The sequence below is a fragment of the Mycobacterium sp. E2497 genome (assembly GCF_001668695.1).
Lineage (GTDB): Bacteria > Actinomycetota > Actinomycetes > Mycobacteriales > Mycobacteriaceae > Mycobacterium.
Window position 1 is genome coordinate 86,476 of record NZ_LZKD01000039.1, and the last position, 25,801, is coordinate 112,276.

General features: G+C 65.3%; 29 protein-coding genes. 13 read left to right on the top strand and 16 right to left on the bottom strand.

Going from position 1 to position 25,801, the window contains the following annotated elements; genetic code table 11:
• Positions 1–25 precede the first annotated feature (25 nt).
• Together A5713_RS03385 and A5713_RS03390 are read left to right on the top strand one after the other, a co-directional pair.
• Positions 26–388: a nuclear transport factor 2 family protein gene (locus A5713_RS03385; RefSeq protein WP_231980234.1), complete on the top strand. Its 363-nt coding sequence runs from the start codon at positions 26–28 to the stop codon at positions 386–388.
• Between the two features lie 74 nt (positions 389–462).
• Positions 463–1,203 carry an SDR family NAD(P)-dependent oxidoreductase gene (locus A5713_RS03390; RefSeq protein ID WP_068092475.1) on the top strand — a complete coding sequence of 247 codons (741 nt, stop codon included), beginning with the start codon at positions 463–465 and terminating at the stop codon, positions 1,201–1,203.
• Positions 1,204–1,294: 91 nt separating this feature from the next.
• Here the strand turns inward: A5713_RS03390 and A5713_RS03395 are convergent, their stop codons facing one another.
• The 3 genes from A5713_RS03395 to A5713_RS27255 form a co-directional block, all read right to left on the bottom strand.
• The gene (locus A5713_RS03395; protein WP_068092478.1) at positions 1,295–1,540 is read right to left on the bottom strand and encodes a hypothetical protein; all 246 of its coding nucleotides are present in this window, start codon (positions 1,538–1,540) and stop codon (positions 1,295–1,297) included.
• 326 nt (positions 1,541–1,866) lie between these two features.
• On the bottom strand, positions 1,867–2,679 hold the full coding sequence (locus tag A5713_RS03400; RefSeq protein WP_068092480.1) for a PPOX class F420-dependent oxidoreductase: 813 nt from the start codon (positions 2,677–2,679) through the stop codon (positions 1,867–1,869).
• 87 nt (positions 2,680–2,766) lie between these two features.
• Positions 2,767–2,997: a DUF167 domain-containing protein gene (locus tag A5713_RS27255; protein ID WP_082972756.1), complete on the bottom strand. Its 231-nt coding sequence runs from the start codon at positions 2,995–2,997 to the stop codon at positions 2,767–2,769.
• Between the two features lie 169 nt (positions 2,998–3,166).
• Here A5713_RS27255 and A5713_RS03405 point away from each other — a divergent pair, with 169 nt between their 5' ends.
• Both A5713_RS03405 and A5713_RS03410 read left to right on the top strand, forming a co-directional pair.
• The gene (locus A5713_RS03405) at positions 3,167–3,985 is read left to right on the top strand and encodes an alpha/beta fold hydrolase (protein ID WP_068092481.1); all 819 of its coding nucleotides are present in this window, start codon (positions 3,167–3,169) and stop codon (positions 3,983–3,985) included.
• 170 nt (positions 3,986–4,155) lie between these two features.
• Positions 4,156–4,584 carry a hypothetical protein gene (locus A5713_RS03410; protein ID WP_231980236.1) on the top strand — a complete coding sequence of 143 codons (429 nt, stop codon included), beginning with the start codon at positions 4,156–4,158 and terminating at the stop codon, positions 4,582–4,584.
• 122 nt (positions 4,585–4,706) lie between these two features.
• On the opposite strand, the gene A5713_RS03415 is transcribed toward A5713_RS03410, so the two are convergent.
• Positions 4,707–6,881 (bottom strand): bifunctional diguanylate cyclase/phosphodiesterase, encoded by a 2,175-nt coding sequence (locus A5713_RS03415; RefSeq protein ID WP_231980237.1) that lies wholly within the window; start codon positions 6,879–6,881, stop codon positions 4,707–4,709.
• 564 nt (positions 6,882–7,445) lie between these two features.
• Positions 7,446–8,702, bottom strand: coding sequence for a PPE family protein (locus A5713_RS29495; protein ID WP_068092486.1), 1,257 nt, complete (start codon positions 8,700–8,702; stop codon positions 7,446–7,448).
• Positions 8,703–8,862: 160 nt separating this feature from the next.
• Between A5713_RS29495 and A5713_RS03425 the strand changes: the two genes are divergently transcribed.
• Positions 8,863–9,480, top strand: a complete 618-nt coding sequence (locus A5713_RS03425) for a TetR family transcriptional regulator (RefSeq protein WP_067916944.1) — start codon at positions 8,863–8,865, stop codon at positions 9,478–9,480.
• Positions 9,481–9,516: 36 nt separating this feature from the next.
• Here the strand turns inward: A5713_RS03425 and A5713_RS03430 are convergent, their stop codons facing one another.
• Positions 9,517–10,602 carry a methyltransferase gene (locus tag A5713_RS03430; protein WP_068092489.1) on the bottom strand — a complete coding sequence of 362 codons (1,086 nt, stop codon included), beginning with the start codon at positions 10,600–10,602 and terminating at the stop codon, positions 9,517–9,519.
• 506 nt (positions 10,603–11,108) lie between these two features.
• Here A5713_RS03430 and A5713_RS29000 point away from each other — a divergent pair.
• Complete coding sequence (locus A5713_RS29000) at positions 11,109–11,408, top strand: hypothetical protein (protein ID WP_082972758.1); 300 nt, start codon at positions 11,109–11,111, stop codon at positions 11,406–11,408.
• A 71-nt stretch (positions 11,409–11,479) separates the two neighbouring features.
• On the opposite strand, the gene A5713_RS03440 is transcribed toward A5713_RS29000, so the two are convergent.
• The 3 genes from A5713_RS03440 to A5713_RS03450 are packed head-to-tail and all read right to left on the bottom strand — an operon-like array spanning position 11,480 to position 12,723.
• Complete coding sequence (locus A5713_RS03440) at positions 11,480–11,860, bottom strand: DUF4267 domain-containing protein (RefSeq protein ID WP_068092709.1); 381 nt, start codon at positions 11,858–11,860, stop codon at positions 11,480–11,482.
• A 23-nt stretch (positions 11,861–11,883) separates the two neighbouring features.
• Positions 11,884–12,201 (bottom strand): NIPSNAP family protein, encoded by a 318-nt coding sequence (locus A5713_RS03445; RefSeq protein WP_067916949.1) that lies wholly within the window; start codon positions 12,199–12,201, stop codon positions 11,884–11,886.
• Between the two features lie 45 nt (positions 12,202–12,246).
• A complete protein-coding gene (locus tag A5713_RS03450; RefSeq protein ID WP_068092494.1) occupies positions 12,247–12,723 on the bottom strand; it encodes a DUF1772 domain-containing protein in 477 nt (158 codons plus the stop codon).
• 99 nt (positions 12,724–12,822) lie between these two features.
• On the opposite strand from A5713_RS03450, the gene A5713_RS03455 reads away from it, so the two are divergent.
• Positions 12,823–13,413, top strand: coding sequence for a TetR/AcrR family transcriptional regulator (locus A5713_RS03455; RefSeq protein ID WP_068092498.1), 591 nt, complete (start codon positions 12,823–12,825; stop codon positions 13,411–13,413).
• A gap of 45 nt (positions 13,414–13,458) precedes the next feature.
• The gene (locus tag A5713_RS28105) at positions 13,459–13,596 is read left to right on the top strand and encodes a hypothetical protein (protein WP_197508978.1); all 138 of its coding nucleotides are present in this window, start codon (positions 13,459–13,461) and stop codon (positions 13,594–13,596) included.
• Positions 13,597–13,628: 32 nt separating this feature from the next.
• Here the strand turns inward: A5713_RS28105 and A5713_RS03460 are convergent, their stop codons facing one another.
• Together A5713_RS03460 and A5713_RS27265 are read right to left on the bottom strand one after the other, a co-directional pair.
• Positions 13,629–15,164 (bottom strand): hypothetical protein, encoded by a 1,536-nt coding sequence (locus A5713_RS03460; protein WP_156751728.1) that lies wholly within the window; start codon positions 15,162–15,164, stop codon positions 13,629–13,631.
• Between the two features lie 103 nt (positions 15,165–15,267).
• Positions 15,268–15,549: a hypothetical protein gene (locus A5713_RS27265; protein ID WP_369804366.1), complete on the bottom strand. Its 282-nt coding sequence runs from the start codon at positions 15,547–15,549 to the stop codon at positions 15,268–15,270.
• Here A5713_RS27265 and A5713_RS29005 point away from each other — a divergent pair.
• Positions 15,479–15,697, top strand: coding sequence for a hypothetical protein (locus tag A5713_RS29005; protein WP_197508976.1), 219 nt, complete (start codon positions 15,479–15,481; stop codon positions 15,695–15,697). The genes A5713_RS27265 and A5713_RS29005 overlap by 71 nt on opposite strands.
• Positions 15,698–15,760: 63 nt before the next feature.
• Positions 15,761–16,459 carry a DUF899 family protein gene (locus tag A5713_RS03470; protein WP_068092505.1) on the top strand — a complete coding sequence of 233 codons (699 nt, stop codon included), beginning with the start codon at positions 15,761–15,763 and terminating at the stop codon, positions 16,457–16,459.
• 14 nt (positions 16,460–16,473) lie between these two features.
• On the opposite strand, the gene A5713_RS03475 is transcribed toward A5713_RS03470, so the two are convergent.
• On the bottom strand, positions 16,474–18,450 hold the full coding sequence (locus A5713_RS03475) for a bifunctional diguanylate cyclase/phosphodiesterase (protein ID WP_197516284.1): 1,977 nt from the start codon (positions 18,448–18,450) through the stop codon (positions 16,474–16,476).
• Between the two features lie 543 nt (positions 18,451–18,993).
• Positions 18,994–19,350: a DUF732 domain-containing protein gene (locus tag A5713_RS03480; RefSeq protein ID WP_067916961.1), complete on the bottom strand. Its 357-nt coding sequence runs from the start codon at positions 19,348–19,350 to the stop codon at positions 18,994–18,996.
• Positions 19,351–19,539: 189 nt separating this feature from the next.
• On the opposite strand from A5713_RS03480, the gene A5713_RS03485 reads away from it, so the two are divergent.
• Positions 19,540–20,091, top strand: a complete 552-nt coding sequence (locus tag A5713_RS03485; protein ID WP_369804362.1) for an FKBP-type peptidyl-prolyl cis-trans isomerase — start codon at positions 19,540–19,542, stop codon at positions 20,089–20,091.
• A gap of 83 nt (positions 20,092–20,174) precedes the next feature.
• Here A5713_RS03485 and A5713_RS03490 read toward each other — a convergent pair whose 3' ends face one another.
• Together A5713_RS03490 and A5713_RS03495 are read right to left on the bottom strand one after the other, a co-directional pair.
• Entirely contained in the window at positions 20,175–21,236 is a 1,062-nt protein-coding gene (locus tag A5713_RS03490) for a hypothetical protein (protein ID WP_068092515.1), read from the bottom strand.
• A 41-nt stretch (positions 21,237–21,277) separates the two neighbouring features.
• Positions 21,278–22,711, bottom strand: coding sequence for an FAD-binding oxidoreductase (locus A5713_RS03495; protein WP_068092518.1), 1,434 nt, complete (start codon positions 22,709–22,711; stop codon positions 21,278–21,280).
• Positions 22,712–22,954: 243 nt separating this feature from the next.
• On the opposite strand from A5713_RS03495, the gene A5713_RS03500 reads away from it, so the two are divergent.
• Positions 22,955–23,638 (top strand): GAP family protein, encoded by a 684-nt coding sequence (locus tag A5713_RS03500; RefSeq protein ID WP_068092521.1) that lies wholly within the window; start codon positions 22,955–22,957, stop codon positions 23,636–23,638.
• Positions 23,639–23,690: 52 nt separating this feature from the next.
• Positions 23,691–24,461: a class I SAM-dependent methyltransferase gene (locus tag A5713_RS03505; protein ID WP_068092524.1), complete on the top strand. Its 771-nt coding sequence runs from the start codon at positions 23,691–23,693 to the stop codon at positions 24,459–24,461.
• An 11-nt stretch (positions 24,462–24,472) separates the two neighbouring features.
• On the opposite strand, the gene A5713_RS03510 is transcribed toward A5713_RS03505, so the two are convergent.
• Entirely contained in the window at positions 24,473–25,708 is a 1,236-nt protein-coding gene (locus tag A5713_RS03510) for an osmoprotectant NAGGN system M42 family peptidase (protein ID WP_102417793.1), read from the bottom strand.
• Positions 25,709–25,801 lie beyond the last annotated feature (93 nt).

A 25,801-nucleotide genomic window follows, 5' to 3' on the forward strand; every position in this document is an offset into this window, starting at 1 on the left:
ATATCACCTAGTTCTGGAGTGTCACGTGAGCGATGTAATCACCCGCCTGATGGAAGCCAACCTCCTTGCCGTGTTCAATGAGCGCGACCCTGAGCGCCGCGCCGGGGCGATCGCGACAACCTACGCGGACAACGTGCAGTGGATCGACGACGAAGGCGTGGCCAGAGGCCGCGACCAACTGAATATTAAGGCTGCCGAGCTGCAAGAAAAGCTGCACGGCCTGCACTTCATCCAGGCCGGTGCGGTCCGCCAGACCCGTGGGCTGGGTTTTTTGGCATGGGAGCTATGCACCTCTGACAATCATGCCGTTGCATCGGGCTTCGACGTGGCCGAAATATCCGATGACCGGATCCAGCGGCTGTGGACGGTGTTGAACACCCCTAAATAGGTGATATATCACCGCTATTATAGAGCGCGAAGGCGCATCAACCACACGAGAGACAAGAAGATCGGAGCCCTCTCATGGGACAGCTCGACGGCAAGATAGCACTGGTCACCGGCGGAACCTCGGGCATCGGCCTGGCCACCGCCAAGCGCCTTGCTGACGAAGGCGCCTATGTCTTCATCACCGGCCGCGACCGCGCCCGCCTCGACGAGGCAGCCACCTCGATCGGCGCCCACGCTGTGCAGAGCGATGTCAGTAGGCCAGAAGAACTCGACATGCTGGCGGCTGAAATCTCAGCGCACGGCGGGGGCCTTGACGTTGTCTTCGCTAACGCGGGTGGCGGCGATTTCGCCGCCCTGGTCGATGTGACCCCGGAACACTACCGAGACAACTTCGACCGCAACGTTGCCGGCACGGTGTTCACTGTGCAGAAGACGCTGCCGTTGCTCAACGAGGGCGCCTCGATCGTCCTCGCCGGATCTACCGCGGCCTCCAAGGGCGTACCCGCGTTCGGTCTCTATGCGGCATCCAAAGCAGCCATTCGGTCCCTCGGCCGCACTTGGGCAGCAGAACTGGCCGACCGCAGGATCCGGGTCAACACCGTCGTCCCCGGCCCCATCGAAACTCCCGGACTCACCGGGCTGGCACCCGCTGACCAGAAACAAGACCTGCTCGACGGCATGGCCGCTCAGGTACCGATGAAGCGGCTGGGACGCCCCGAGGAGATCGCGTCGGCGGTGCTGTTCTTGGCCTCGGATCAGAGCAGCTTCCTCACCGGTGCGGAGATCGCTGTGGACGGCGGGCAGATCCAGCTCTGACTTCAACGATGGTCCGCATCTGCTGGGCGCAGTTTGTCTCATGACGAGGCCTTGACGTCCTCTCCCCCGGCGACGTCTGCCGTATCCGCTGCTAGCCCATTGTCAAGATCGCGCCCGCGGCGACGCCGATCACCGCCACGAGGGCTACCAAAATCACCGTGATCGCCGCGCGCAAGATCTCTTCTTCGGTGGCGCGCCAGCGCGGCTTCAATTCGGCGAGAACAGTTTCCCCGCGATAGGCAAAGGCGTTGACCCTGGCGACCGCCAAAGTGACATCGTCATGCGCGTCGACCGCGTCTTTCTCGACTGGCTCGTGCGCGGCGATTGCGGTCGTCATATCAGCCCCCTAGGCTCGCGGATGCCGATCGGCGTCGTTTGCGGATCTCGCGTAAATCCAATGATACGAGTGCGAAAATCACGATTTCGGTAACGATCCTTAACGGTCACAGCACAGAGTCGTGCTCCGCGCCAACCATGCTCGGCTGACGGCGCCCTTACCGCTACGCCACCTCGCCGTGGGGCGGGAGTGGGCGCTTGAATTGTGCAGAAATACCCTGCACCACAGCGTTACCGGACGATGCCATGTTCGCGGCCCAGAAGAGCCGGTGATTCATCTGGCGAATCAATTCAGGTCCGCGCCGAGGGGAGGTGACCACAACGGTGCTAGCTCGGCGATTCAGAAAGCAGAGTCAGCTCCGCGTGTATGGTGCGGCCGAACTTGGACCGCAAGAGCCGGTGCGCCGAAGGCACCAGCACGCCATGCAGAAAAGGATATTTCTGCCGCAGCAGACGTGCCGCCCTCTGGTATTCAGCGCCCTCTAGCAGACGTGCGCGCCCAGATAGCGCGGATCCCACGGGCTTGCCCGATGCCGTTGCCGGGCAGAATTCGACGCTCGGATTGCGGCGAATCCTGCGCACCTTGACCGCCCGTTCGAAACTTCGAAAATACGCGTGATCCCCGTCTACCACGATGCTGACCGGGCTGGAGCCGGCCGTGCCGTCTTTGCGAAAGGTCGTGAGGCTGATCGTCTTTTGGCGCACGAATGGCGCCAACGGCGAATTAGTCGCCGTGCCAACGGCGCCCAGGACGTATCCGAGCTGACGTAACCGCAGCATGAGTGCCAGAACCAGGGCAACGGAAATCACACCGAGCGCACACGCCTGGCCGACGGAGCCACCCACGTCCAGGTCCACAATGTGGTTCACCGTGTGCACGGTGTTCGCCACCAGGAATCCGGCCAGCGCCGTGGCCAGCGCATCCGCCCAAATCAGGGCGAGTAGCAGGGCGAGGCCCAGGCCGACCTGGAACGCGCCCACGTCATGCAAGAAGTGGCGGTGCGCATCAAATTCGACGGCATCGGCGAACGAATTCGGATCGACGAGGCACCAGATCCCGATCCCCGCGGTGGCGACCCCTACGGCCGCTGTCACCGCAATCAGGTAGGTCTGCGCCGGTGTACTCAATCGATTCATGATGCTGCCCTTCCGACAGTGCTTCCTTGCCTCTGCTCGCTAGACGGAATAGGACGGCGGTATGTGACATGACGTACGAGGGTGCTGCCCTCAGCGGCTCACGCGGAAACGTTTGAGCCGCGACGTCGCTCCGGATATCAATTCGACCCGGCTTCTGGGCAATTGAAGGTGGGCTGCGAGTAGCCGGGTGACGGCATCGTTGGCCTTGCCATCAACCGCTGGCTCCCGAACGTAGATGGTCAGCTCACCATCCGGGCCAACCTCGACCAGGGGGCCCTTGCGACTGCCGGGTTTGACCCTGACGACGACAGAGTCGGTCATGCCGCGTAACGCTACCGGTCTGCGGGCATCACTCCCCTGCCAAATCGCGCTGGCACTACCGCACGTGGAAGCGGTGCCAGCGCCACGCTATTGACGGGCTCATGGCTTGCGGTTGACTGTGACTCGAACGCGGGGGCGCCCGCGAGAGGCGACTGCGAGAGGAACGATTATGCCCACCATCACCATGTCGGACGGTGTCGAGATCTTCTATAAGGACTGGGGCTCCGGTCAGCCGATCGTTTTCAGCCACGGTTGGCCCCTGACGGCCGACGACTGGGATGCGCAGATGATGTTCTTCCTGCACCACGGCTATCGGGTGATCGCTCACGACCGGCGCGGGCATGGCCGATCCGAGCAGGCCGGCAACGGTAATGACATAAAGCACTGGGTGGCCGACCTGGCCGCGTTGACCGAGCAACTCGACCTGCGCGACGCCGTCCATATCGGGCACTCCACCGGCGGCGCCGAGGTGGCCTGCTACGTGGCACGCCATCAGGAGCGGGTCGCCAAGGCGGTACTGGTGTCCTCCCCGACACCCAGCATGTTGCAGACCGAGAACCATCCGGGCGGGCAACCCCGGGAGTGGTTCGAGGCGGTGCGGGCGGGTGTCTTGGGAAATCGATCGGAGTTCTTCCGCGCGGTGCCCGAGGGTCCGTTCTACGGATTCAACCGCCCAGGTGCGGAGCCGTCCGAGGCGGTCATCGCGAACTGGTGGCGGCAGGGCATGTCCGGCAGCGCCCAGGCTCACTACGAGACGGTGGCCTCCTGGCTCGAGGACTACTCCGAAGAGTTGAAGGCGATTACCGTTCCCGTCCTGGTGATGCACGGCGACGACGACCAGATTGTGCCGTTCACCAGCGCAGTGCCCCGAGCGGTCGACCTACTCCAAAACGGTGCGCTGAAGACCTATGTCGGCTATCCGCACGGCATGCTGACCACTCATGCGGATGTCCTCAACGCGGATCTGCTCGCGTTCGTCGCGTCCTGATCTGCAACGTCGGACCCCCGCCGAAGGAATACGACGAAATCGAGCCGTGTCGGCGATTCGGCAACCGCGACGCAATTCCGCGCGGCCCGATCAGCAATTAGGTTGGTTGGGTGGCCGCAAACAGGTTCCGTACGCGTAGGACGGCCCGCAGATTGCTGACGATTCTTTGCGTGGTCACGGCCGCTGCGGGTCTGGTCATCGCGTGGCGCATCGATGAGCGGGCACAACCTTGTTGGAGCGTGCGGCAATTCGTCGATTTCAACCGCGACATGCAGGCCTCATTGAAAGCGAAGACGCGGTTCGCCCCGCCGGGCTCCTACGAGCAAGACTCGATACCCACTGACGCCGACTACCGGGCATGGCGCGACGGTCTCCAGGAGCGCGCCAACCAGGTGACCGAACCTGGCCTGTCGGCCCACGCGCAACGGGCTGCGGCGCTGGCGCGAGAATTCATGAAAGACGCCAACCAGATGAACGACGAGCTGGCCAGACAAGACCCGCTGAATGTGAAATTGCCGCCATCGGCCAAAGCGGCGGGTGAGGTTAACCATGAGTTTGGCGACGAGATGGCCGCCTTGGCGCGCGCCTGCTCCGCCTGAGCAGCTCGGCATGCAGAATAATGGCGGAATCGAAATGCCCCGCCCAACAAGCATATTGAGTCGGGTCTCCGGAACTTGGAATGCCTGATTGTTGCGGTAATCGGTGACGTGTTGCCCGGTTCTTAGGTGGGGCTAGAAGATACGGCGATATCGACGAGCTCGGATGCCGCCCCGAATAGGTGACCTTGTGCCAACAGGCATCCGGCTTTGAAAACCGTTTCGGCCTGCTCGACTACTTCTATCCCTTCGGCGATCACGTCGAGCCCCAGCGCCTCGCACAAACCGATGACCGACCGGTACAACGTCAGGTTTCGGCCCGGCGCGACGCCCACTGCGAGGCCGCGGTCGAGCTTCACGATTTGCACGGGCAATTCGTGAAGGTACGTCAGCGAGTTGTAGCCCGCGCCGAAGTCGTCCAAGGCCACCCTGATGCCCAATTCGGACAACCGTCTGATCGCGGCCGCCCCGTCGGCGAGGTCAACGACGGGAACCGTCTCGGTGATTTCCAGGACTAGCCGGCGAGGCGATAAGCGGTGTCGCCTCAGCGTGCGGCTGATGACATGTTCGAATTCAACGCTGCCAAGTCGTGCGGCACCGACATTGATGTGGAGGTCCAGATGGAGGCCGGCGGCCTGGATCTCTGCGCAGGCCAGATCGAGCACCATGGCATCGAGTTGGGCCCCCATGCCATTCGCTTCGGCCAGGGAAACGAATGTCTGCGGAGGAATCTGTATCCCGCTTGGTGCTGTCCACCGGGCAAGCGCCTCTACCGCGACGGGGACGCCTTGTGGGAGAGACACCACCGGCTGATACTTCAGCCGAAAGCCCTCCGGAATGCGCCCCTTCGCGTGCCGGAGCGCCGTCGAAAAATCTTCCGACACGCTGAATGCCGGGTGGTAAACGACGGCGGTGTCCTTGCCCAGCCGCTTACCGGTGTACATCGAGATGTCGGCCTGCCTGAGCAGGTCGTCAGACGTCGGCGGGAGGCCATCACATACGGTGCTAACCAGGCCCATGCTGGCGCGCACCCGCACCGAACTCCCCTGCACCGAGAACGGGCTCCGTAACGCCACCCGTAGCGTGTCGGCGAAGATCTCGGGTGCCTCGACACCACCTGGGACCAGGATGGCGAACTCGTCTCCCCCGATCCGCGCCAGCGTGTCACCGGGGCGGAGGCAACGCCCTAGGCGCTCGCTGATCGCGCATAGCAGCTCGTCGCCGGCGGCGTGCCCGAATCGGTCGTTGACCTCTTTGAAGTCGTCGATGTCGACGAAGATCAAGACGAACGGCCCATCGTGTATCGCTTCGTCCAGCCGCTGCGCCAACAACAATCGATTCGGTAGTCCGGTCAATGCATCGTGGTGGGCCTGGTGTGCAAGTCGGCGCTTGGCGTCGACGAGCTGTTCGGTCAACATCCGCTGCACACGCATCGCCACCACGTAGCGGGTCGCGACCAGCAGCGCCATCGCCAGATAAGTGCTGACGAAGATCGGATCTACCATTCGGCCGATGAGCACGTGGAACGCGAGGAGGGCGGTGCTGCCCATGAAGCCCACGTAAGGCAGCGTCAGCTGCGCCCAGTTGGTGGGTTGTTCCATCTCGTCGTGGGGCGGTCGGGGCCGCGGTCGCAGTTCAAGCAGGCTCCACGTGATCAACACCGGCGCGATGACGAATCCGGTGCCGATCCACAGGTCGAGCGTCGTCACTCCGACGCTCCGGAGGTAGGCCAGCAGCCTGTCCGAGGAGGTGAGGGTAATCACCGCGGCTGCAAGCAGCATGTAGTTCGCCCGGCCGGGCCGATACGGCGGATACCACATCGCAACAAGAACTGCGGCCACCACCACGACGAGCTCAACAGCGGCGATGCCGAAGACCACTGCGGAATTCGTCGACCGCGGCAGCGCGGCGCCGCCCATGGCGCCCAGACGGGCGACGTACACCAAGTGGCAAAATGCCAGGGTCACCAGCGAGCCATCGAGGACGGTGGTGATGACCCCCGGCCACATCCGTAGCGATGTTCTATCGCCGGCATGGTTGCCGGCACGCACAAGAAGCACCATCGCGGTGCCGAATAACAGTCCGGCGAGAAAGTAGCCGATGACGGCTGGTTGCGGCGCGGTTGCCGCGCGGTCCTCGGCGCGACTCAGCCACGAAAGAAACTCGGCGGTCAAAAAGGTAGCGATCGCCACGAGGAGCGCGACCCGCCACCACCGCCACAGGCCGGTCACCCGGCGCGTGACGGCAAGCCCAACGAGTAACGCGCCGAAACAGATCGTTGCTTCGAGGACAAACTGCACACGTTGCGCCGTCGCGACTCCCCACAGCCCGAGCGCGTTGAACCCCGCCGCGGCGACGACGACCGCAGATAGCCCGCGACACAGGCGACGACTCCCAAACGGCAACGCGCCCCCTCCGGCCCGCGGCGTTGACGCTCAATATCCTGACAGAACAGTCTGACGGCTGGACCGTTATTGCAGGATTACTGCACGCGGTTTCACCGGCAAATTGGCAGACCGGCCAGCCGAATGGTCGCAGGTCGCAACAGTCCCGTTACCACCCGTCCGTCTGTCCCCGCCGACGGACCCGCCTAACCGCAAAGTCCGGTAAACGCGGCGGAATTGCAGACGGTGAGCGTTAGCAATGGCTTAATCCGATTGCACACAAACAGGTTTCGTTTGCCGATTATCGGGCGGGTCGTCCCGACTAATGATTCAAGGTCGAGGATTGGGTTGACATGAGCACGGGTGGGCGGATCACCATTGCCATCAGCGTCTGCTGGAAGGTGTGTCCCGGCAACCTTTCTGGAATGACCGGCGGGTCGGCGGCACGGATCCCCGCGGCCTACCACGACTCTCCTACCCTCAACCGGCACCCACCAGGTTGCCGGTCAGGTCGGCACCGGAAACGGTCTGAGCCCATTCCAACAGCTCATCCACGTTGAGTTGAGGCTGAATTCCTGCGGTACCCGCGAGGCCCGGGGACGCCAGGCCGACCGCGACGGGGGCCCCTGATGCGCTCGACGAGCTAGGTATGGGCGTGACGGTGGTGACGCTGACGGTCCCGAAGACGTTGGTGATGGACGCGCCGGCGGGGCCGGCGATGGCGGTTGCGGTGTTTGCGAAGGTCTGGACGGCGACCTGTTCAGTGCCGACAACGGGGAGCGTGGCGGAGCCGTTGACGAGATTGACCAGAACCTCCTGGAACGATCCGGGGGCAAGGACGATCGGACTCGAGCCGGCGGTGACGTTGACGCCCTCGGGGATCAAGACACCGCCCTCGGAGCAGTCGATAATCGTGTGAATCGTGCTGCCGGGGTTGACGATTACGGTGCCGAAGCTGATGAGGTTGGTGCCGGTCCCGGTGATCGTGATCGACCCGCTGTTGAGGTACATGCCGGTATCGGCCCCGACGGCGATGGTGTCTCCCGGCGCGACGGTGACAGTTTGGCCCGGAACGACGGGCCCGACGGTGTCGGCGGTGGTGGAGCTGAGGGTGTGCATCGTCGCATTGGTCGAGGCGATCTGGTGTGTCGCGCCGGCGGCGTTGCCGGCGGCCTGCGCCACGGTCTGGGCCTGGGCGCCCTGCCCTGCCGGGTTGGTCGTCTGCGGCGGCTCGTCGAACGGCGCCAAGCTGCTCGCCGTCTCGGCCGCGGCGGCATATCCATACATCGCTGTGGCGTCCTGCGCCCACATCTCCATGTACTGGGCTTCGGTGGCCGCGATCGCCGGGGTGTTCTGTCCGAAGAAATTGGTCGCGATCAACGCCATCAACTGCGCCCGGTTTGCCGCGATCACCGGCGGGGGCACCGTCATTGCGAACGCCGCTTCGTAGGCCGCCGCCGCCGCGTAGGCCTCGGCGGCGGTTTGCGCAGCCTGAGCGGCGGTAATAGACAGCCACTCCACATAGGGTGTGGCCGCGGCCGTCATCAGCACCGACGAGGGGCCGGACCATGCCTGGCCGGTCAGTCGGGCCAACTCGGCCGCGTAGCCGCTGGCGGTGGATTCCAGCTGGGCGGCCAACGCGTCCCAACCTGCCGCGGCCGCCAGCATCGGCCCCGACCCGGGCCCGGCATACATCAGCCCGGAGTTGACCTCCGGAGGCAGCGACGCGAAGTCCATCTCGTCAGTCCTCTCCGCGGACGGGCGGTGGCTGGTTCAAGAGCCACTCGAGGACTTTTCAACGGCCATAGAATAACTCTCACGGGAGCGTACATCCGCCGTGTCACCTTTTCAATAAGTATTGAAATGATATGGTTCGCCCGTGTCGTCACCTGGGAAGATGGTGAAGCGCCGCGGTAGACGCCAAGGCGAGCCGGTATCGCGCGACGCGGTCCTTCGCGCGGCAAAGCGGCAGTTCGCCATGCATGGCTATGACAAGACGACGCTGCGGGTGATTGCCGACGATGCGCGAGTAGATCCGTCGATGGTCCTCTATCTCTTCGGCTCGAAGGCGGCATTGTTTCGCGAGTCGATGAAGTTGGTGTTGCCGTCTGACCTGCTCACGACTGAGCTCGCCCGAAAGGACGACGACTTGGGCTGCCGCGTGGTGCGGACCTACCTTGGCCTCTGGGAGCAACCCGATACGGCCGCGAGCATGGCGTCGATGGTCCAGTCCGCGACGACGAACAGCGATGCCAACGATGCATTTCGCGGTTTCCTGCACGACTATCTGTTCACTGCGGTGTCCAGCACCTTGGGCGGTGGTGAAGAAGCGCGACTGCGCGCGATGCTGGCCGCGACCAACCTCGTCGGCACCGCGATGCTGCGATACATCATGCGTGTGCCGCCTCTGTCGACGCTCGGGGTTGATGAGGTGGTTCGGTTGGTGGGGCCCGCAGTGCACCGCTTCTTGACCATCCCCGCCGAGGAGTTGGGGCTGGATCTGCCGTCGCAGTAAGCCGGCCAAGCGCCGATGCGGCGGTCAATGCGTCGACTACACCGCGGTCGCCTCGACGACGCTCAGCGGCGATACCGTGTCGACGACGCGGTTCAACCGGAAGCCGGCTCGGCTGAAAAGCCGACCATATTCGTCCGCGGTGCGTTCGCGCGCGCCGGCGACGACCAGCATTTCGATGTCCACCCACTTGTCGTGGAAATCGCGGTCGTGGTCGGGAATGACAAACTCGCAGAGCAGCAGTCGCGCGCCGGTGCGGGTCGCGATGCGAACGTTCTTCAGGATGCGGACCGCGTCTTCCTCGGACCAGTCGTGGATGACGTTCTTGAGCACATACGCGTCGCCGCCCTCCGGCACGGAATCGAAAAACGAACCCTCGTCGATCCGGACGCGGTCGTCGACACCGTACTTGCGAAACAATTCGGGAGCGTCCGCCACGACCTGCGGAAGATCGAACAGCACACCACGCGAATTCGGGGCCATCTCCAGGATCGCCGCCAGCAGCCGACCGTGTCCCCCGCCGACATCGACGATCGTGCCGAAAGCGCTGAAGTCGTAGGCCGCGGTCAGGGGCACGGTCGCGAACTCGGACACGTTGGTCATGGCCGAGTTGAAAATCTCCCCTAGCTCCGCTTCTTCAGCCAGGTACTCGAAGGCCGGTTTGCCGCGAAGCTCGGGGACCACCGCTTTCCCGGTCCGGATCGCGTCGGTCAGGTGGCTCCAGTGCTCGCGATGTTGGGGCGACCCAACCCACCGCGCCATCCCGGCCATTGACACGGGCGCATCGGTGCACAGAGTGTCCGCGAGCGGGGTGAGTGCATAACGCCCATCGCTGCACTGGCAGAAAATCCCGATGCCGATCAGCGCGCGCATGAGCCGACTCAGGGCGTCGGCGTCCGCGCCGACTCGGTTCGCCAGCTGCTCAGCGGACAGCGGGCCATCCGCCAGGGCGTCCGCCACGCCGAGATCCGCGGCGGACGTAATCGCTTGAGCAACCCACGCATTCAGGATCAACTCCATCATCACCGCTGTAGGCGGAGCGAACCGTTGGCGCAACCGTGACAGGCGATGACGGACCTGTTCAACGGCTCGCGCGACCTTGACCGGCGGAACCTTGGACGTCAAGCGACTACCCTTCTCGTTCGCATTCGCCACGATTGGCGCGCTCCGCGGCTGAATTCTCTGTAGGACTATGCCCGCAAGTTCGCTCTATTTCAATGGGTATTGAAATAATGCTTCGATTCATCTACGGTTTGGACAGGGGCCGGATGAACGGAGTCGTCATGTCACGTCTAGCCACAAAGGTCGTCGTTGCCGCGGTCCTCGCATTTACTGCAGTAACAGCTACCGGATGCCTCCCCACGACCAGCGTGCAACCGCCCCTGCAACCGCCCCTGGGCGTCGCGGCCGGGTAAAGGTGCATCGCGACGAAAGGCCTAGCGGCACTTCGTGAGGCAGCCCTCCAACGAGCGCCCCACGCCGTTGGATCCAAGCGTCACCGCGGGCCGGCTCAGCGGGCAGATGACTTACGGCCATGCCTGGCGTCGTGCACGAGTCCGGGGTTACTGTGGGGCTCTCGGTCGCACCAATAGCGCGCGAATTCAATTTCGGTACGGGCGGTGATGAAAACAATGACCGGCACACTGCACAACGAGCACCTTCAGCACGAACACGTACACGGCGCGGGATGCGGTCACGTCGCGATCCCGCACGGTGACCATGTCGACTACGTCCACGACGGTCATGTTCATCGGCAGCACGAGAACCACTACGACGAATGCGAGCCGGCCGGCCACACGGTGCACGAGCACCACGATCACCGGCACGGCGACGGATGTGGCCACGTCGCGATCCCCCACGGGGACCACGTCGACTACGTGCATGACGGCTGTCGGCACGCTGCGCACGACGGACATTACGACGAGCACTGACACCCAAACCTCAAAGGGGACTCAGCGCTCGCCGTCGTGCACTGCTCCGGCAGCCGCCGCGGCCCACCGCGTTAGGAGACGAGCAGCAGCGCGGTCGTGACGAGCATGACGGCGGCGGTCACGCCGTGGACGCCCCAGGCGATCGACTTGGAGCCGTCGTTGCGCAACACAATGGCCGCGTCGGCGACCGGAATGATGGTGGCCGCCAACATCACCCAGCCGACCAGGTGCGTCGCGCCCGCGACCATCAAAATGACGACGACTAGCCCCGAGGCGATGTCGCGCACGCCTTTGGCGCTCAAATACGCGCCCGCACCCGGTTGGTCCGGATCAGGCAGCACCCCGTAGCCGGGGGCGGCGACACGCGGCGCGACGCGGAAGCGTGCGCCGATGAAGATGATGCCCGCCGCGAGCAGTCCGGCGAGCGTGTAGCCAATGATGGTGACGGTCATGTCGAGCACTCCTGTGGGTTTGGTCAGTGAATTGGTGAAAACGAGGTCGGGTCAAGCAGTGTCGTCTGGACGTCGACGATGTCACCGACGTCGAAGCCGGCCATGTCGGCGGCGAATTCCGGGCTCGCCATGATGTGGCGCGTGAGTTGTTCGGGGTCTGCGCCCGGTGGGTAGCGGATCAGCGCGACGAGCCGGTTTGAGCCGCCGCTCTGCTCGGTCCACACACCGGAAGTGGTCACTCCGAAGGTCTCGAAGGTCGCGAGATGGCGGGCCCAGTGCACCGTTGCATACTGCTCCAGAGCTGCTGGCGACCGCAGAGTGTAAATCCTGAGCTGAAACATCGAACTCGGTTCTCCTTCAGTCGAACCCGGCCGGTTATGAGCCCGTCAGATCGCTAGCGCGACGCACAGGGCGGCCACGGCCAGACCCTGGAGCACCGCGCGGGCATCGATGACCGAGTCCCACTTCGCTTGCAGCACGCGCCCGCTCGGGAGTGGTTGTCCGGCGTCGGCGGCCGCTGTCAGTCGTCGATTGATGGGCGCGCTGACCTGTGTGTAGAGCCCAAGCCAGACCAACAGCAACACCAGTGCGGCGGCCGCCGCTATCGCCTGCGGCCAGTGCGCGGCGACGATGGCCAGCACCGCGCTCGCCGCGGCGGCGACGATCCCGAGTACGCCGGGCACGGGCATTCGCCGATCTCCGTATCGATGCACCCTCCCCATGACCGCGACCAACGCGTCGTTGTCGATCGCCGCCAACGCCGGCCGCAACACGATCGCGCAGAACACATCGGTGCCGTAGACCACCGCGGTGCCCAGCACCGCGATCAGTGCGACAGCACGCGTGACGAAATCCAAGTCCATTTCGATCTCCTCTCACTGGCAACTGCTAGCGACGCTAACCCTTCCGCCGGTCGGCGTCAATAGCAATGCTAGTTTTTCTAGTCGTGCTACCATTCGGGCATGGCTATCGAAGATCGTCGTGAGCGTGAGCGGGCCGCCCGGCGGCGGCTGATCGTCACTACGGCCCGCAGGCTGGCCGAGGCCGAAGGCTGGGACGTCGTCACCACCCGCCGGCTGTCGACCGAAATCGAATACAGCCAGCCTGTGTTGTACAAGCACTTCACCGGCATGGAGCAGATCGCCGACGCCGTCGCCGTCGATGGATTCGGCGAACTCGCAGACGCGATTCGGGCCGCCCGCTCGGACGCGGGTGGGGCCGCCGACGCCCTCACCCGGATCGCCCAGGCCTATCTCGACTTCGCCCGCGACAACCCGGCGGTTTACGACGCGATGTTCACCCGCACGACCACGTTGCGCTTCGCCGCCCAAGACACACCGCCTCAGCTGGCAGCAGCGTTCGCCGAGCTGCGTCACGCGGTCCGCCTGGTCGCCGATGAGCGGGATGCCGACGCGCTGACCGAGGTGTTGTGGGCCGCACTGCACGGACTGGTCAGCCTCACCCTTACCGGACGGCTACGCCCCGGCTACGACTCGGAACGCCTTCAGCTGCTCGTCAGAGAGTTCACCGGCGGGCGAGGACCGACGCATTAGCCCAAACCAGGCAGCTCATCCAGCGCACGTTTGTTTGCTGATCCGGTGGATTTCGGCGCCGGGATTGCCGCGGGAGTACAGGATGTCATGCGCTTGGCGGACGAACGCATGTACGCCAACAAGCGTGCGCGCGGCCTGGCCGCCGACGACTCGATGCAGAGCGATACGGCAGGCCACCATTAGGCGCGTCGCTGCTACTTGTGCCGGTAGTTCACTCAAAACTGTTGTGAGACAAGCAATTCCGGGTCTTTGAGGATCTCAGACCCTGCTATCAGAAAGTCTTTGCACCACAACTCCCCCACTCCGTCGGACCAGTCGGGCAGCACCATCGACGCGTGGTCGTTCGCCGTGCCCAATGCGACGTGAACCAGGGGACCGAGGACTTCGCCGAATGACGCGGCGCATTGCGATTCGCGGTCAGCCGCGTCCGCGGACTGCATCCATGGCTCCAACGCGCGCCCCAGGTCCGCATCCGCGTCACGCTCATAGGACGCAAGGTATTGACCGACGGCTAACGGGGCTACCGGCCGGCTCACCACACCTGTGCGCTGCAGGGCCGCCGCGCCCTGGTCCGAACTACGTTGTGCTTCCACCTCCCGAAGATCGAGTTCGACGGATGCCACGCGTCGAAAATCGGAAGCCACCTGTTCTAAGAAAAGCCGTGCTGTCATGCCGGCGTTGGCTCGTTCTGCGATCTGGGCGCCCGATGGCAGGAGCGGACGAGAGAAGCGATCAACCCGGTCGAGCTGCCCGTCCCAGGCGAGCGACGCGGCCGAGACGACACGAACCAGTTCTGATTCCCTGGGGTCGCGCGTCGAGGGCGCCGCCATCACGATGCCGGCCCGCAACCTTCGCACCTCTTCCTCGAGTGCCCGCGGTTTGCGTTCCGGCGTCGTCGAGATGCCCAAGATGGTCGCTACCGCGGAGGCCAGCTCCGGCAAGCCTGCCCTCAGGAAGTCGAGTTGGTCCTCCTCGGTTTGATCTGCTTTGTCACTCAAGGCGTCTGTTACCACGCGCAGCACGAGCACTCGCTCACACAGGCCCAACGAGCGCATTGCGGAAGCGATGCCGAAGGATTCCATGTCGACGAGCACGGGCTGGGTCGCCGTTCCGGAGTACAGGGCCAGCGCCAGGGAATACGTCCAGTCCTCCCTGGCGTAGACCGGACCGCTCGAATCGATCGGCACGGGTGCGACCCCAGGTGACACCTTGATTACTTTGTCGGTTGCCAGAACGTGCGCATCGGGAAGGTCCAGACCCGACACCGAACCCGGAGCACCTGCCGACCCCGCCCGCATCTCGATCGCTTCGAGCGGAGCTTGCTCGTCGGGCTGCGTGCGGACGATCCACTTGTTCTTCAGCTTGACGACCTCGCCGTCGGGCGAGGCGACCACCACTCCCAACGACAGGTATGACACCCTCGCGGCCCGAAAAACCTGACCTACAAGCTTCGGGTCGACAGTCCCGCAACAGCCGTAGAAGAGGTAGTAGTCGGCCCGGTTCTCCCGAGTCGATCTGCTGAGAGCGGCCGCGGCCACGACATTCCCCTGGGCGCTGAGGGGATGGTGTTCCACCCTGGCTGTCCGGCCGTCGGACAGGCGACCCTCCAGAACTTTTCCGCCCGGCGCTGCCGGCGTCCAGACCGTTGTGCCGTCTACCGGTAGGTCAACGTGAAGGCTTGCCAGCAAGTCGGTTACGGCGACCGCTTCGTTCCTGGTGAACGTGAAGATTGCCACCGTCACGTCCGCCACGGCCACATCGTAGACCCGCGAGAGCCGCGTGCGGGCGATTGTTGACGCACCGACGCCGCAACCCAATTGGTTACGGCATCGTGGGTCCAGCGATTCGTTCCTACTAGCCCGCCGGCGGTACCACGGGCGGACGGCAGACGTTGGCGCCGGGGTCCCACCACCAGCCGTTGTCGCACGCGAGCGGTTGCGGCCCGACGCCAAGAGGCCGGCACACATTAGCCGTGGGGTCCCACCACTGACCCGGATCGCACGCTAAAGGCTGCGGGCCGACGCCGAGTGGCCGGCATACCTTGCCCGTCGGGTCCCACCACTCGTTGTCAGCGCAGTCCGCCGAACTCACCGCCGGCGTCGCGATCGTCACCGCTGCCGTCGACGCGAACGCCATCATGGCGACGACGACAAGGTGGCGAACCAACGTCCTCATCGTGGGCCTCCCCTCGTGCCTAACCTTCATCGAAGCGAGGCGGGGCGAAGGGGTCAAGAGCCCAGTGCACGCCGACGACGCTCCCGCGACCACGGCGGTCCTGCGATGAATTCCGGGTACTTCACCGGTCAGACCCTAGGAGAAGAGCCAATCGAAGGAAAAGGTGGACCCGATGTCTTCTGAACGCACGGCCTTGCCGCCAGTCGTGGATCAGCAAACCTGGCGGGCCGCACTCGATGGATTGCGCAAACGTGAGAAGGCCGCCACCCGCGAACTGGACGCGATCGCCGCCCAGCGCCGGCGTCTACCGATGGTCGAACTGGTCGACTACACGCTGGTGGGCGCTGACGGGCCCATCCGCCTGGTCGATGTGTTCGGCGGCCGCTCGCAGCTCATCGTCTACCACCACATGTGGTCCGACGGCGCGGAGTGGCAGTGCAGCGGGTGTACAGGCTTTACGTCGCAATTCACCCGGCTCGATTTCCTCGACAACTACGACGCCCGGTTCGTCATCGTCACCAACGGACCGATCGAGGAAGCCCTGGCCTACCAGCGGAAGGTCGGCAACCGCATGGAGTGGTATTCGTCGTCGCAGAGTTCCTTCGCCGCCGACATGGACGCGCCGCCCGGCGGGGGCTTCGGGGTCAACGTGTTGCTGCGCGATGGTGACACCGTGTACCGCACGTGGCATACGAACGGGCGAGGCACCGAGCAACTCAGCCACACGTTCGGGCTGATCGACATCCTGCCCTGGGGACGGCAGGAGGAGTGGCTGGATTCACCGGAAGGGTGGCCTTCGCGCCCGACTTATTCGGGATGGCCGGGCTCCCCCGATATCGCCGCCGCCTACGGAGCGAGGGAGAACGGGTGACCCGCGCCGCCGAACTACTGCGCTGCGAGCGCCGAGTTCGCGGGGACCCGCGGGATCTCGGAAGCGGGTAACGGTGGGCAGAAAAAGTTCCCTTGTACGGCGTCGCAACCGTATTCCTTGAGCCGATGGGCCGTTTCGTAGTCTTCGACGCCTTCGGCAACGGTGGTGATGTCAAACCCCGATGACAACTCGATCACCGAGCGCACGATGGTGGCGGCGCGGTCGTCATGCAGGATCGGTGCGACGAATTCGTGGCCGAGTTTGACTTCATCGGCCGGTAGCTCGCGCAGATAAGTCAGGGTGGCATAGCCGCTGCCGAAGTCGTCGATGGCCACCCGGATACCGTTCTCGCGGAGACGATTCAGCACGGTGCGCGCCTTCGCCAGGTCGGCGACCACCAAATCCTCGGTGATCTCGATCGTGAGGGAACTGGGCGACATCCCGTAGTTGTCGAGCACGGACATGATGCGATCGGGCAGCGAATCCTGGTCGACGGACGGCGCCCCCAGGTTGATCGCGACAGGAATCGCGGCACCTGCACTGTGCCAGGCGGCAGCATCGGCGACGGCGCGTGACAGCACCAGATCGGTGAGGGCGTCCATCAGCCCGTGTTCGCGGGCCAGAGGCAAGAACTTGTCAGGCTCCAGCACGCCAGATCGCGGGTGTTGCCAGCGGACGAGCGCCTCTACCCCGGTGACGGAACCGGTCCACATGCTGAATTTCGGCTGGTATAGCAGGGTGAGCGAGCCGTTCTCGATGGCGCGTCGCAGTTCTCCGAGCAGTTGCAGTCGGGCGATGGCACCCTCGTATGCCGGCGACCCGCCAAGCGGGGCGTCCATTCCGGGGGCAAAGGTCCGCACACTGGTGGCGCTCGCCAGCTGGGCATAGGAGCGAGCCGCATCCGCCTGTTTGATCAGATCGCCCGACGTCGGAGCGGCGGCGAGTCCCGATCCGGCCGAGGCCACGCCGATGCTCACCCGAACGTCCAGGCGATGATCCTCGATGTCGACTGGTTCCTCGAAAGACCGGACCAGACCGTTGGCCACCTGCGCGGCCACGTCGGGACGGTCTTCGACCAGGACGGCGAATTCGTTCCCGCTTATCCGCGCAACCGTGTGACTGTCATTGGTATTGGCCTGGATTCGTTCGCCGACGCGGCGCAATAGTTGGTCGCCCACATCCTCACCGAGCGTGTCATTGACCAGCTTGAAATCGTCGACGCTCACCACCAGGACGCTGACCGGCACGCTGTGGTGAACGTGTAAGCGCAGCGCGTGCGCAAGGCGATCGTCGAAGAGTCGCTGATTGGCCAACCCCGTTGTCGGGTCGCGCAGCGCCGCGTCAGTCACCGCGACAAGGAGGCGTTGCTTGCGGTCCAGCAGCAGGATGTGGCGGATCAGGGTGGTGAGGAACAGCACCACGCAAACCACGAAGACGAACGCCTCGCCCCGGTATGTGGGCCAAAAGTGTACGGCGCCAACGACAATGGCCAGCAACACCGGCAGGTACGGCAGCCACAGTGACGCCCTGGACGAGGGTCGCGAAAACCCGAGGTCGGGTTCCGGCGTCGGATGAGAGGTGATACCGGACAGTGCGAAGAAGTACATTCCGCCGGCCCAGCCAAGAAGGACCAGGTCACTCGGCAACTGGTAGGCGTAATCCTGGTAGACGTGGACCACCCCGGTCGCTGCAATGACTCCCCAGCCCAGTGTCATCAGCGTCGGGGAAAGCTTGCGGCCCGTCTCGGCCTTCCTCACGATGATGAAGCTCATCGCAACCAGCCCGACATATACGCCCGCGGCGGTAGCCAACAAGATCCGCGGAACGCTCACCGTCTGTGATGGGTGCGCCGAGCGACCCAGCGGCAGGAGGACGAGGACGACCACTAGCGAGGCGGTGATGAGGATGCCGTCGAGCAGGAGGCCGACGCCGAATCGGGCATCATCCCGACTCGGAATCGCAACGGCGGCGATCAACGCGCACAGCGGCAAGATGAGGTAGCCCATGTTGGCCGCCGAAAGATCCGCGGCCGGCAGAACGCCACCCAGGGCGACGTAGAACCACACCGCTTCGCCGGCCGTCCAACCGGCCAGGGCGATCGACATGACGATCCATGCAAACCGTTGGCGGCTTCGAGACCTGCGCGCGGCGCTGATCGAGCACCCGGCGGCGAATACACCCCCGACGACTGTCCCCGCCGAGGCGATGACCGCCCGACGCGAGGCATCGCCGGCACCGAACAACATCGCCGCGAACACGAGGAGGCCGATCGTCGCCAACACGACCAGCGCTCGTCGGCTTCGTGTCAGTGACACCGTTCCCCTCGATCGGTCGGGTGGCCTTGCAAGCAGGATATGGCTACGGCACACCTCACGAGCAGTTCTGCTCATTGTTGGCGTGTTCTCGGTCGTTGCTGGGCAGGACCGTCCGTGCCGCTTTCCGCTGCCCTTGGGTCCGTCGCTTCGGCGAGTCGATGTGGTGCCGTGCACCCGCGACAGGCTAGGGCGACGGGGCGTTCTGAGCCCTACGCGCCCTCATGTGCAAAGTGTGGGGGCGTCGCACACGTTGCCGGGGCAATAGACCGAGTGCGCGGCGTCGACCATGGTTCCGACGTCTAACAGCGTCACGCCCCTCGCGTTCAGGTGGGCGTGGACGTCGTCGGCGATCTGTTGTGGCGTCCAACCCCAGGTGAGGTCGTAGCAGATGAGGTGGGCCTCGCCGATGAGAGCCTCTTCCGTCTGGGGCGGCCACGACAGGCCGACGGCGCGCAATTGGGCGAGGTATGCCTCGTCTTGGGGTGTGGTGGCGGTCGCGACGGCAGCGCTCCCAACCAGGGCGGCGCCCGCCGCCACCGCGACGGCCAGTGGGGCAAGCAAGCGAGGTGAGGGCATTCGATCGCTCCGTTCCGCCGGGCCGCCGGCACTTTTCGGGTCCACAGCAGCGCGCATCTGAAGAATAGACGAAAGCCCGAGAAGGCCGCTTGGTTCGCAGTGAAGTCGCTTCGTCAGCCTTCGCGCTCGCCCGCGACCCGGCTGAGGGCAGCGCCAACGTGCGCAATCACTGGCTGTAGCGTGACGCCCGTGAAGTCCTCCCTGGTGTATTCCTCCGTCGCGGCGTGCGTCGCGGCGAGTGTTCTGGCGATCGCCGCGTCGAACGACGCCACCGCGGCCGGCTCATGCCCCACCGCGGCACCGCCGGCCGGTGGCACCCCCGACTGGACCCTGGCCGGAACCACGGGCAGCGTCGCGGTGACCGGTTCCACGGATACGGCCGCTCCGCGGGTGGACGTGACGACACCGTTTAGCGTCACGCAGACCCAGGTCCATACGCTGCACGCCGGCGACGGACCCGTGGTGCCGGGCACCGCCACGGTGTCCGTCTGCTACATGGGGGTCAACGGGCGTGACGGGTCCGTCTTCGACAGCAGCTACCAGCGCGGCGCCCCGATCGACTTCCCGCTCAGCGGGGTCGTGCCGGGCTTCCAGAAGGCCATCGCGGGACAGAAGGTCGGCTCCACGGTGGCCGTCGCGATGACGTCGACGGATGGCTACCCGAACGGTCAGCCCAGCGCGGGAATCCGGCCGGGCGACTCGCTCGTTTTCGCGATCAAGATCCTCAGCGCCTCAGGCTAGTTCGACCAGCCGGTTCGGGCGCGCCGACCTGCAGCACTGGCGGGCCGGGGCCAGCCGGGAAGTCGGCTCACCCGCAGAGACGGCTACACCGGCCCGGGAAGCTCCCCGAGCTCCGAAAGTTCGGCGTGGACAGACGCGATCGCCGTCCGATATTGGTCATCGGCCAGCGTCTTGTTGTAATAGCGGTTCATGCGCAGCTGGTATTGCAGATTGCGCAACTGCCGGATGCGGTCCAGCCTGGTGGTGTCGTCCGCCGAGAGCTTCAATTGCGCGGCCGTGATGTGCCCGGCCATGACGTGTTCTATCGGGGACAGCCGGTAGCCGCGACCGGCGAGGTATTCGAAATACGGCTTGAGGTATGGGCGTCCGCCGGCTTGCCAGCTGCCGCGGGTGGTGTTCCATTCAAACGCCGCGAGCACCAACGCCAGCGTCACCACCGCCGGGCGCGCATCGAAATCGGTTGTCTCTTCCAGGTTCTTGTATCGCGCTTCATCGGTCCCCAGCAGCTGTGCGGCGACATTCATGCTGGCCGGGCAGTGCAGATCGGCCAAGTAATGGAAGTTCCGCGCGATGAAGACCTCGGTCCCGGGTGGCGGCGTGCTCCCCGAAACGATGTTGGCGCGAATCCAGTCACGCCGCGCGGTAGCGACCGCCGCGGCGCGGCGATCCAGCTCGCGGTCCAGAACCCAGTCCGTTTTGGCTTGTGCGGCGGCTTCCGATTCCAGCTTGGCCGGCTGGGCCCCGGTGTAGGTGGGGCCGCCCGTCACCTCGCTCAACGCGAGCGGGCGCCCCATGTCCCAGGTCAGGTACCGGGCGTACACATCAAGGTCCGGAAGCTTCGCCATCCGGGCCAGGTCGCCCAATGTCGTACTGCCCGTCACCAGTCTGCAGAACTGTGCAGGTTGCCGAAGGTCGTCGCGGGTGTAGATCAGCCCCAGCTCGCGGCGACGCAGCTGATCGTCGGTGTTGACGTCGACAAACCACCCGACCGGTCCGGCAACCCCCGGCAGGTAGCGGGAGATTTCGATGAGCAAATCGTCGACGGTGGCCGAGCCGGGGAAGATCCAGAAGACCCGATGGGACTCGACGTCATCGCCCATCGCAACGCTATTGCGATTCAGCGTGACTTTTACCGTGTCGGTCATGGTGGGGATTATGTCCCGACGTCAGACGCCCACGCCATTCACTAGAAGTTGAGTCCCGAGAACATGATTCGGCCGGGATCGTATTTCTGGCGTACGGCGGTCAGCCGGGACAGGTTCGAGCTGAAGTACCGCGAGGCGGGCTGGTTCGCCTCGATGTAGTTCACATAACCGCCGACCGAATAGGGTTGCACGGCTTGGTGCGCGGTGCTGAGCCAATTGGTCGCCGCCGCCGCGTCACCGGTTTCGACATACCACTGCACCAGCGCGTACTGCCGGCGCCATGGGAAGGCGGTGGCTCCCGGCGCGACATCGGCGAGGGCGCCGTCCAGCGCGTGCATGATCGCCAACATGCGCCCGGCGCCGCGGGGAAATGCCTCGACGGCCTTGGCGATCCCCTGGGCGGTGGCGGCGTTGACGACGGGTAGCACGTCGGATCCGCCGACATATCCAAGCGGTGACGGGTTGAGGTTCCCGACGGCCAGATACCTCACCAGGTCCAGATAGTTGAACGTGTGGTTCTCGGTCCCCGAGGGTTGCACCCCAACGGCTTTAGTGATGGCGGCCCCCACGCTGCCCCCGGACCCGACCGGGCAGGTCGCCATGATCCGGCAATGCGTTCCCATCGCGTCGACGGTGGCGTCCGCCAGTGCCCAGCTGTTCCGGTCGGCGGTGCGCAGCCAGTTCTGCCACCCCACCAGAACCTGCGCAAACGACTCGGATGGGAAGTTGAGGTTCACCACGTCGAGATCGGTGGTCGGGAACGTCGCAAACGTCAGCGAAGTGGTCACGCCGAAGTTCCCGCCGCCGCCACCGCGCAACGCCCAGAACAGGTCGGGATTGCTGGAGTTGGACGCGGTCACCGCCTGGCCGCCGGGCACCACCACCGAGGCCGAAACCAATTGATCGCAGAGCAGGCCCGCGTGGCGGGAATTGGCGCCCAGTCCCCCGCCCAGCGCATGCCCGGAGGCGCCGACCGACGGGCAGGTGCCGGTGGGGATGCCCCGGCCCGCGCCGGCCAACGCCTCGTGCATGGCATACAAACTCGTCGCCGGCGTCACGGTGATCTGCCCGGTGGCGGCGTCGTAGTTGATACCGCCCGGCAGCTGGCGCAGGTCGAGCACCATGACGCCGTTCGCCGTGGACGCGCCGATGTAGGAATGACCGCCGCTGCGCGGAGCCACCTTCAGGTTGTGCGCCGCCGCGAACGCCATGGCCTTCTGCACGTCGGCCGCCGACGTCGGAGTGACGATCGCCGCGGGCGTCAAGCCGTTGTAGTTGGTGTTGAAGACCTGCTTGGCCGAGCCGAACCCACCGTTGTCCGGCAACAGCACCCGTCCACCGATGGCGGTGGACAGACCCTCCCAGCCGGTGGGATTCGGGGCGGCCGCGGCCCGGCCCGCGCCCAAGACCGCACCGGCGGCCAGCGCTCCGGCAGTACCCCGCAGGAAGGCCTGGCGGGAGAATTCACGCGCCACCGGCGGGCTCCCGCGTCTGCCTCATGTTTCGCATCCTTGTCCGCGCGACACCGAAATCCGCGGTGCCCCATGCCCCGAGACCGGATCGAAACCCATATGAATCGCACCGGTGATCCACCCGCGTGGCCCAACGCACCCGGCCTCAGACGGACAGCCGGGTCTTCGCCTCGTATTGTCTGCAGCATGATCGCCGCTTCGATGTGCGCACCCCGCGAGATCGCACGGTAAGCGGGGCTCTGGCAGGTGGCTGCTCTTGTGCTGGCGCTTGCCGGCCTGGCGCTTCTCGATTCGTTGAACGTCCTCAACCTGGGTGTGGTTTCCGCGGTCATCTTCGACAGTCGGCTGAATCGCCGGTCGCCGGTTCCGGGTGCCCTCAGCTTCGTCGCGGGCGTGTTCGCCGTGACGACCACGTTCGGGGTGTGCACGGTGCTGGGTCTGAGCTTCCTGACCCACGTCGTCGGCTTCCACGTGACACCGGCGATCCGTTTTCGCGGCGAGTTGGCGCTCGGCGTGGTGCTGACCGGTCTGGCCTACTTCCCGCTGACCGCTCAGTCATCGGCGCCCGGCTGGGCGTTGGCGGCGATGCGCCAGCGCCCGTGGTTGCTCGGGTTCCTCGGGTTGGCGGTCGGTAGCGGCCAAGCGCCAACCGCCATCCCCTATCTCACCGCGTTGACCATGCTCGCCGCCCTACACCCGAGGCCGCCGCTCTGGCCGTTGGTCATCCTGGTCTACTGGGCCATCGCGCTTTCCCCGCCGCTGATGATCCTTACGCTTTCGATGAGGAAAACCATGCGAGCCAAGCGCATTCAGCGCAGTCTCGTGCGTGCCCTGACGCGTTACGGCCCGATATCGGTGCGACTTCTGTTCCTGGTCTTCGGGATCGGGCTGATGACCGACGCGCTCGTCAACCACAGTGCGCTGTGGTGACGCACAACTCCTTCCCACCTCCCGCCCAGCAAGACGGATTACTTTGGCGGATATGACCGATCGCCAGGAACGCGCGATGTCATTCGGCTCGATCGCCGACGACTACGACGGCTTTCGTCCGCGGCCTCCGGAAGAAGCGGTGGACTGGCTGGTGCCGCCCCGGTGCGGCGTGGCCGTGGACCTGGGTGCGGGCACCGGCCTGTTCACCCGCGCGCTGATCAGCAGGGCGGCGACGGTCATCGCCGTGGAGCCCGACGCACGCATGCGGGCGGTGCTCACCGAGCGGTCGCCCGAGGTGCGTGCCGTCGAAGGCACGGGTGAGTCGATCCCGCTTCCCGACGCTTCCGTCGACGCAGTGTTCGTCTCTTCGGCGTGGCACTGGATGGATCCCCAGCGCGCAGTTCCCGAGATTGGCCGCGTCCTGCGCGACCATGGGCGATTCGGCTTGATTTGGACCAGTCGAGACCGTGAGGTGGATTGGGTCCGGAACCTGGACCTGCTTCCGGGCGAAGAGACGCCCGAGGCGGAATCCCCCGACCGCTTCCGCCGGCGCCACGAGAACGTCGTGCTTCCCGACCCGCAGATCTTCCACAACGTTTCGCGCGAGACGTTCACGTTTGTGCGGACCATGACCATAGACGACGTCGTCTCGATGGTCGGCACCTACAGCAGGGTGATCATCGCGTCGCCGGATGAGCGCGCGGCGCGACTGGCCAATGCCCGCGCCGCCTTGAACGAGCGATTCTTTGATGCCGAAGCGATAGACGTCCCCATGAAGTCTCGGTGCTGGCGCGCAGACCGGATCCCCCGCGCCGACCGTTAGGGGTTGGCGTCTCAGGCCTGGGGACCCTCCGAGGGCGGCCAATGCGAGCCCGGCGACGCCTCGCCCGGGGAATCGTGTTCCCCGCGGGCCAGCGGCACCCACCGCTCGCTCGGGGCGGGTTGCTTGGACGACGGGAAGTCCCGCAGCTTGCCCGAAGGCTTGGCGTCCCATTTGGCGAAGGTGAGTGGCGTCTGCAGCCAGGAGTGCAGCAGGCAGTAGACCGCCTGCAGCGAGTCCAGATGTGTGCGCTCCCAACCGTGGCTGCCGTCGAGGCCGAAGCCGACGAGCGCGGCGCGGGTACCCGCGCCCGCCTCGATCGCCGCGGCGGCGTCTGAGCGGTAGAAGCGGAACACGTCGCGCGCGCACGGGATGCCCTGCTCCTCGGCGAGCCGGCACAACTTGCGGGTCAGGTGGTAGTCGAACGGCCCGTGCAGGTCGGCCATCGGTATCGTCACGCCGTCCTCGATGGAATGCTGTCCCGGCGCGCAGACGGCGTTGTCCACCGAAACCAATTCGGCGACGTCGGCGGGTAACCCGTGACTCGCCCCGTGGCCGACCTCCTCGGTGATGGTGATCATCAGCATGGTGCGGTGCGGCAGCACCAGCTTCTGCTCGGCGAAGTTCTTGGCCAGGGCGAGCGCGATCGCGACGCCCGCCTTGCCGTCGAGGTGGCGGGAGACGATGTAGCCGTCGGCGGTCAGTTCGGGGCTGGCGATGAGGGCGACGAAGTCGCCGATCTGCAGGCCGAGACGGAGGAGGTCCTCCCGGGAGGAGACCTTGCGGTCGACGCGCACCTCGACGTGTTCCCAGTCGGTGGGCTGCAGGTCGATCTCGTCGCCGAATGCGTGGCCGCTGGCTTTGAGGGGCATGACCGTGCCGGTGATGAATTCGTCGGGGTCGTCGGAGAAGATCCGCACCCGCGCGCCCGCGGCGAACCGGGCCGAGAAGGTGCCGACCGGGATGACCTCGAGGCGCCCGTTGTCCTTGAGCCTGCGCACCATGCAGCCGATGGTGTCGGCGTGGACGACAAGCGCGCGGTCGGTGGTGGCCGACGCCCCTGGAAGTTCGGCGGTCAGCGCACCGCGCCGCGTCAAGGAGAAGGGCACGCCGAAGTCATCGAAGATGTCGCCGATGTGCTGCATCACCGCATCCGTCCGCCCCGCCGGGCTTGGCGTCTGCAGCAGCGCGAGCAGGGTGTCGACCATCCACGTGCGGTCGGCGTCGGTCATGGCCGCGGTGTCACGCAAGGTGTCTCCTTTCGGATCGTCCGGGACCGCGTTCAACCTACCGCGTGGTCACCGTCGATCCACCGGCCCGGGCCGTGAGACTCGCACCACAAG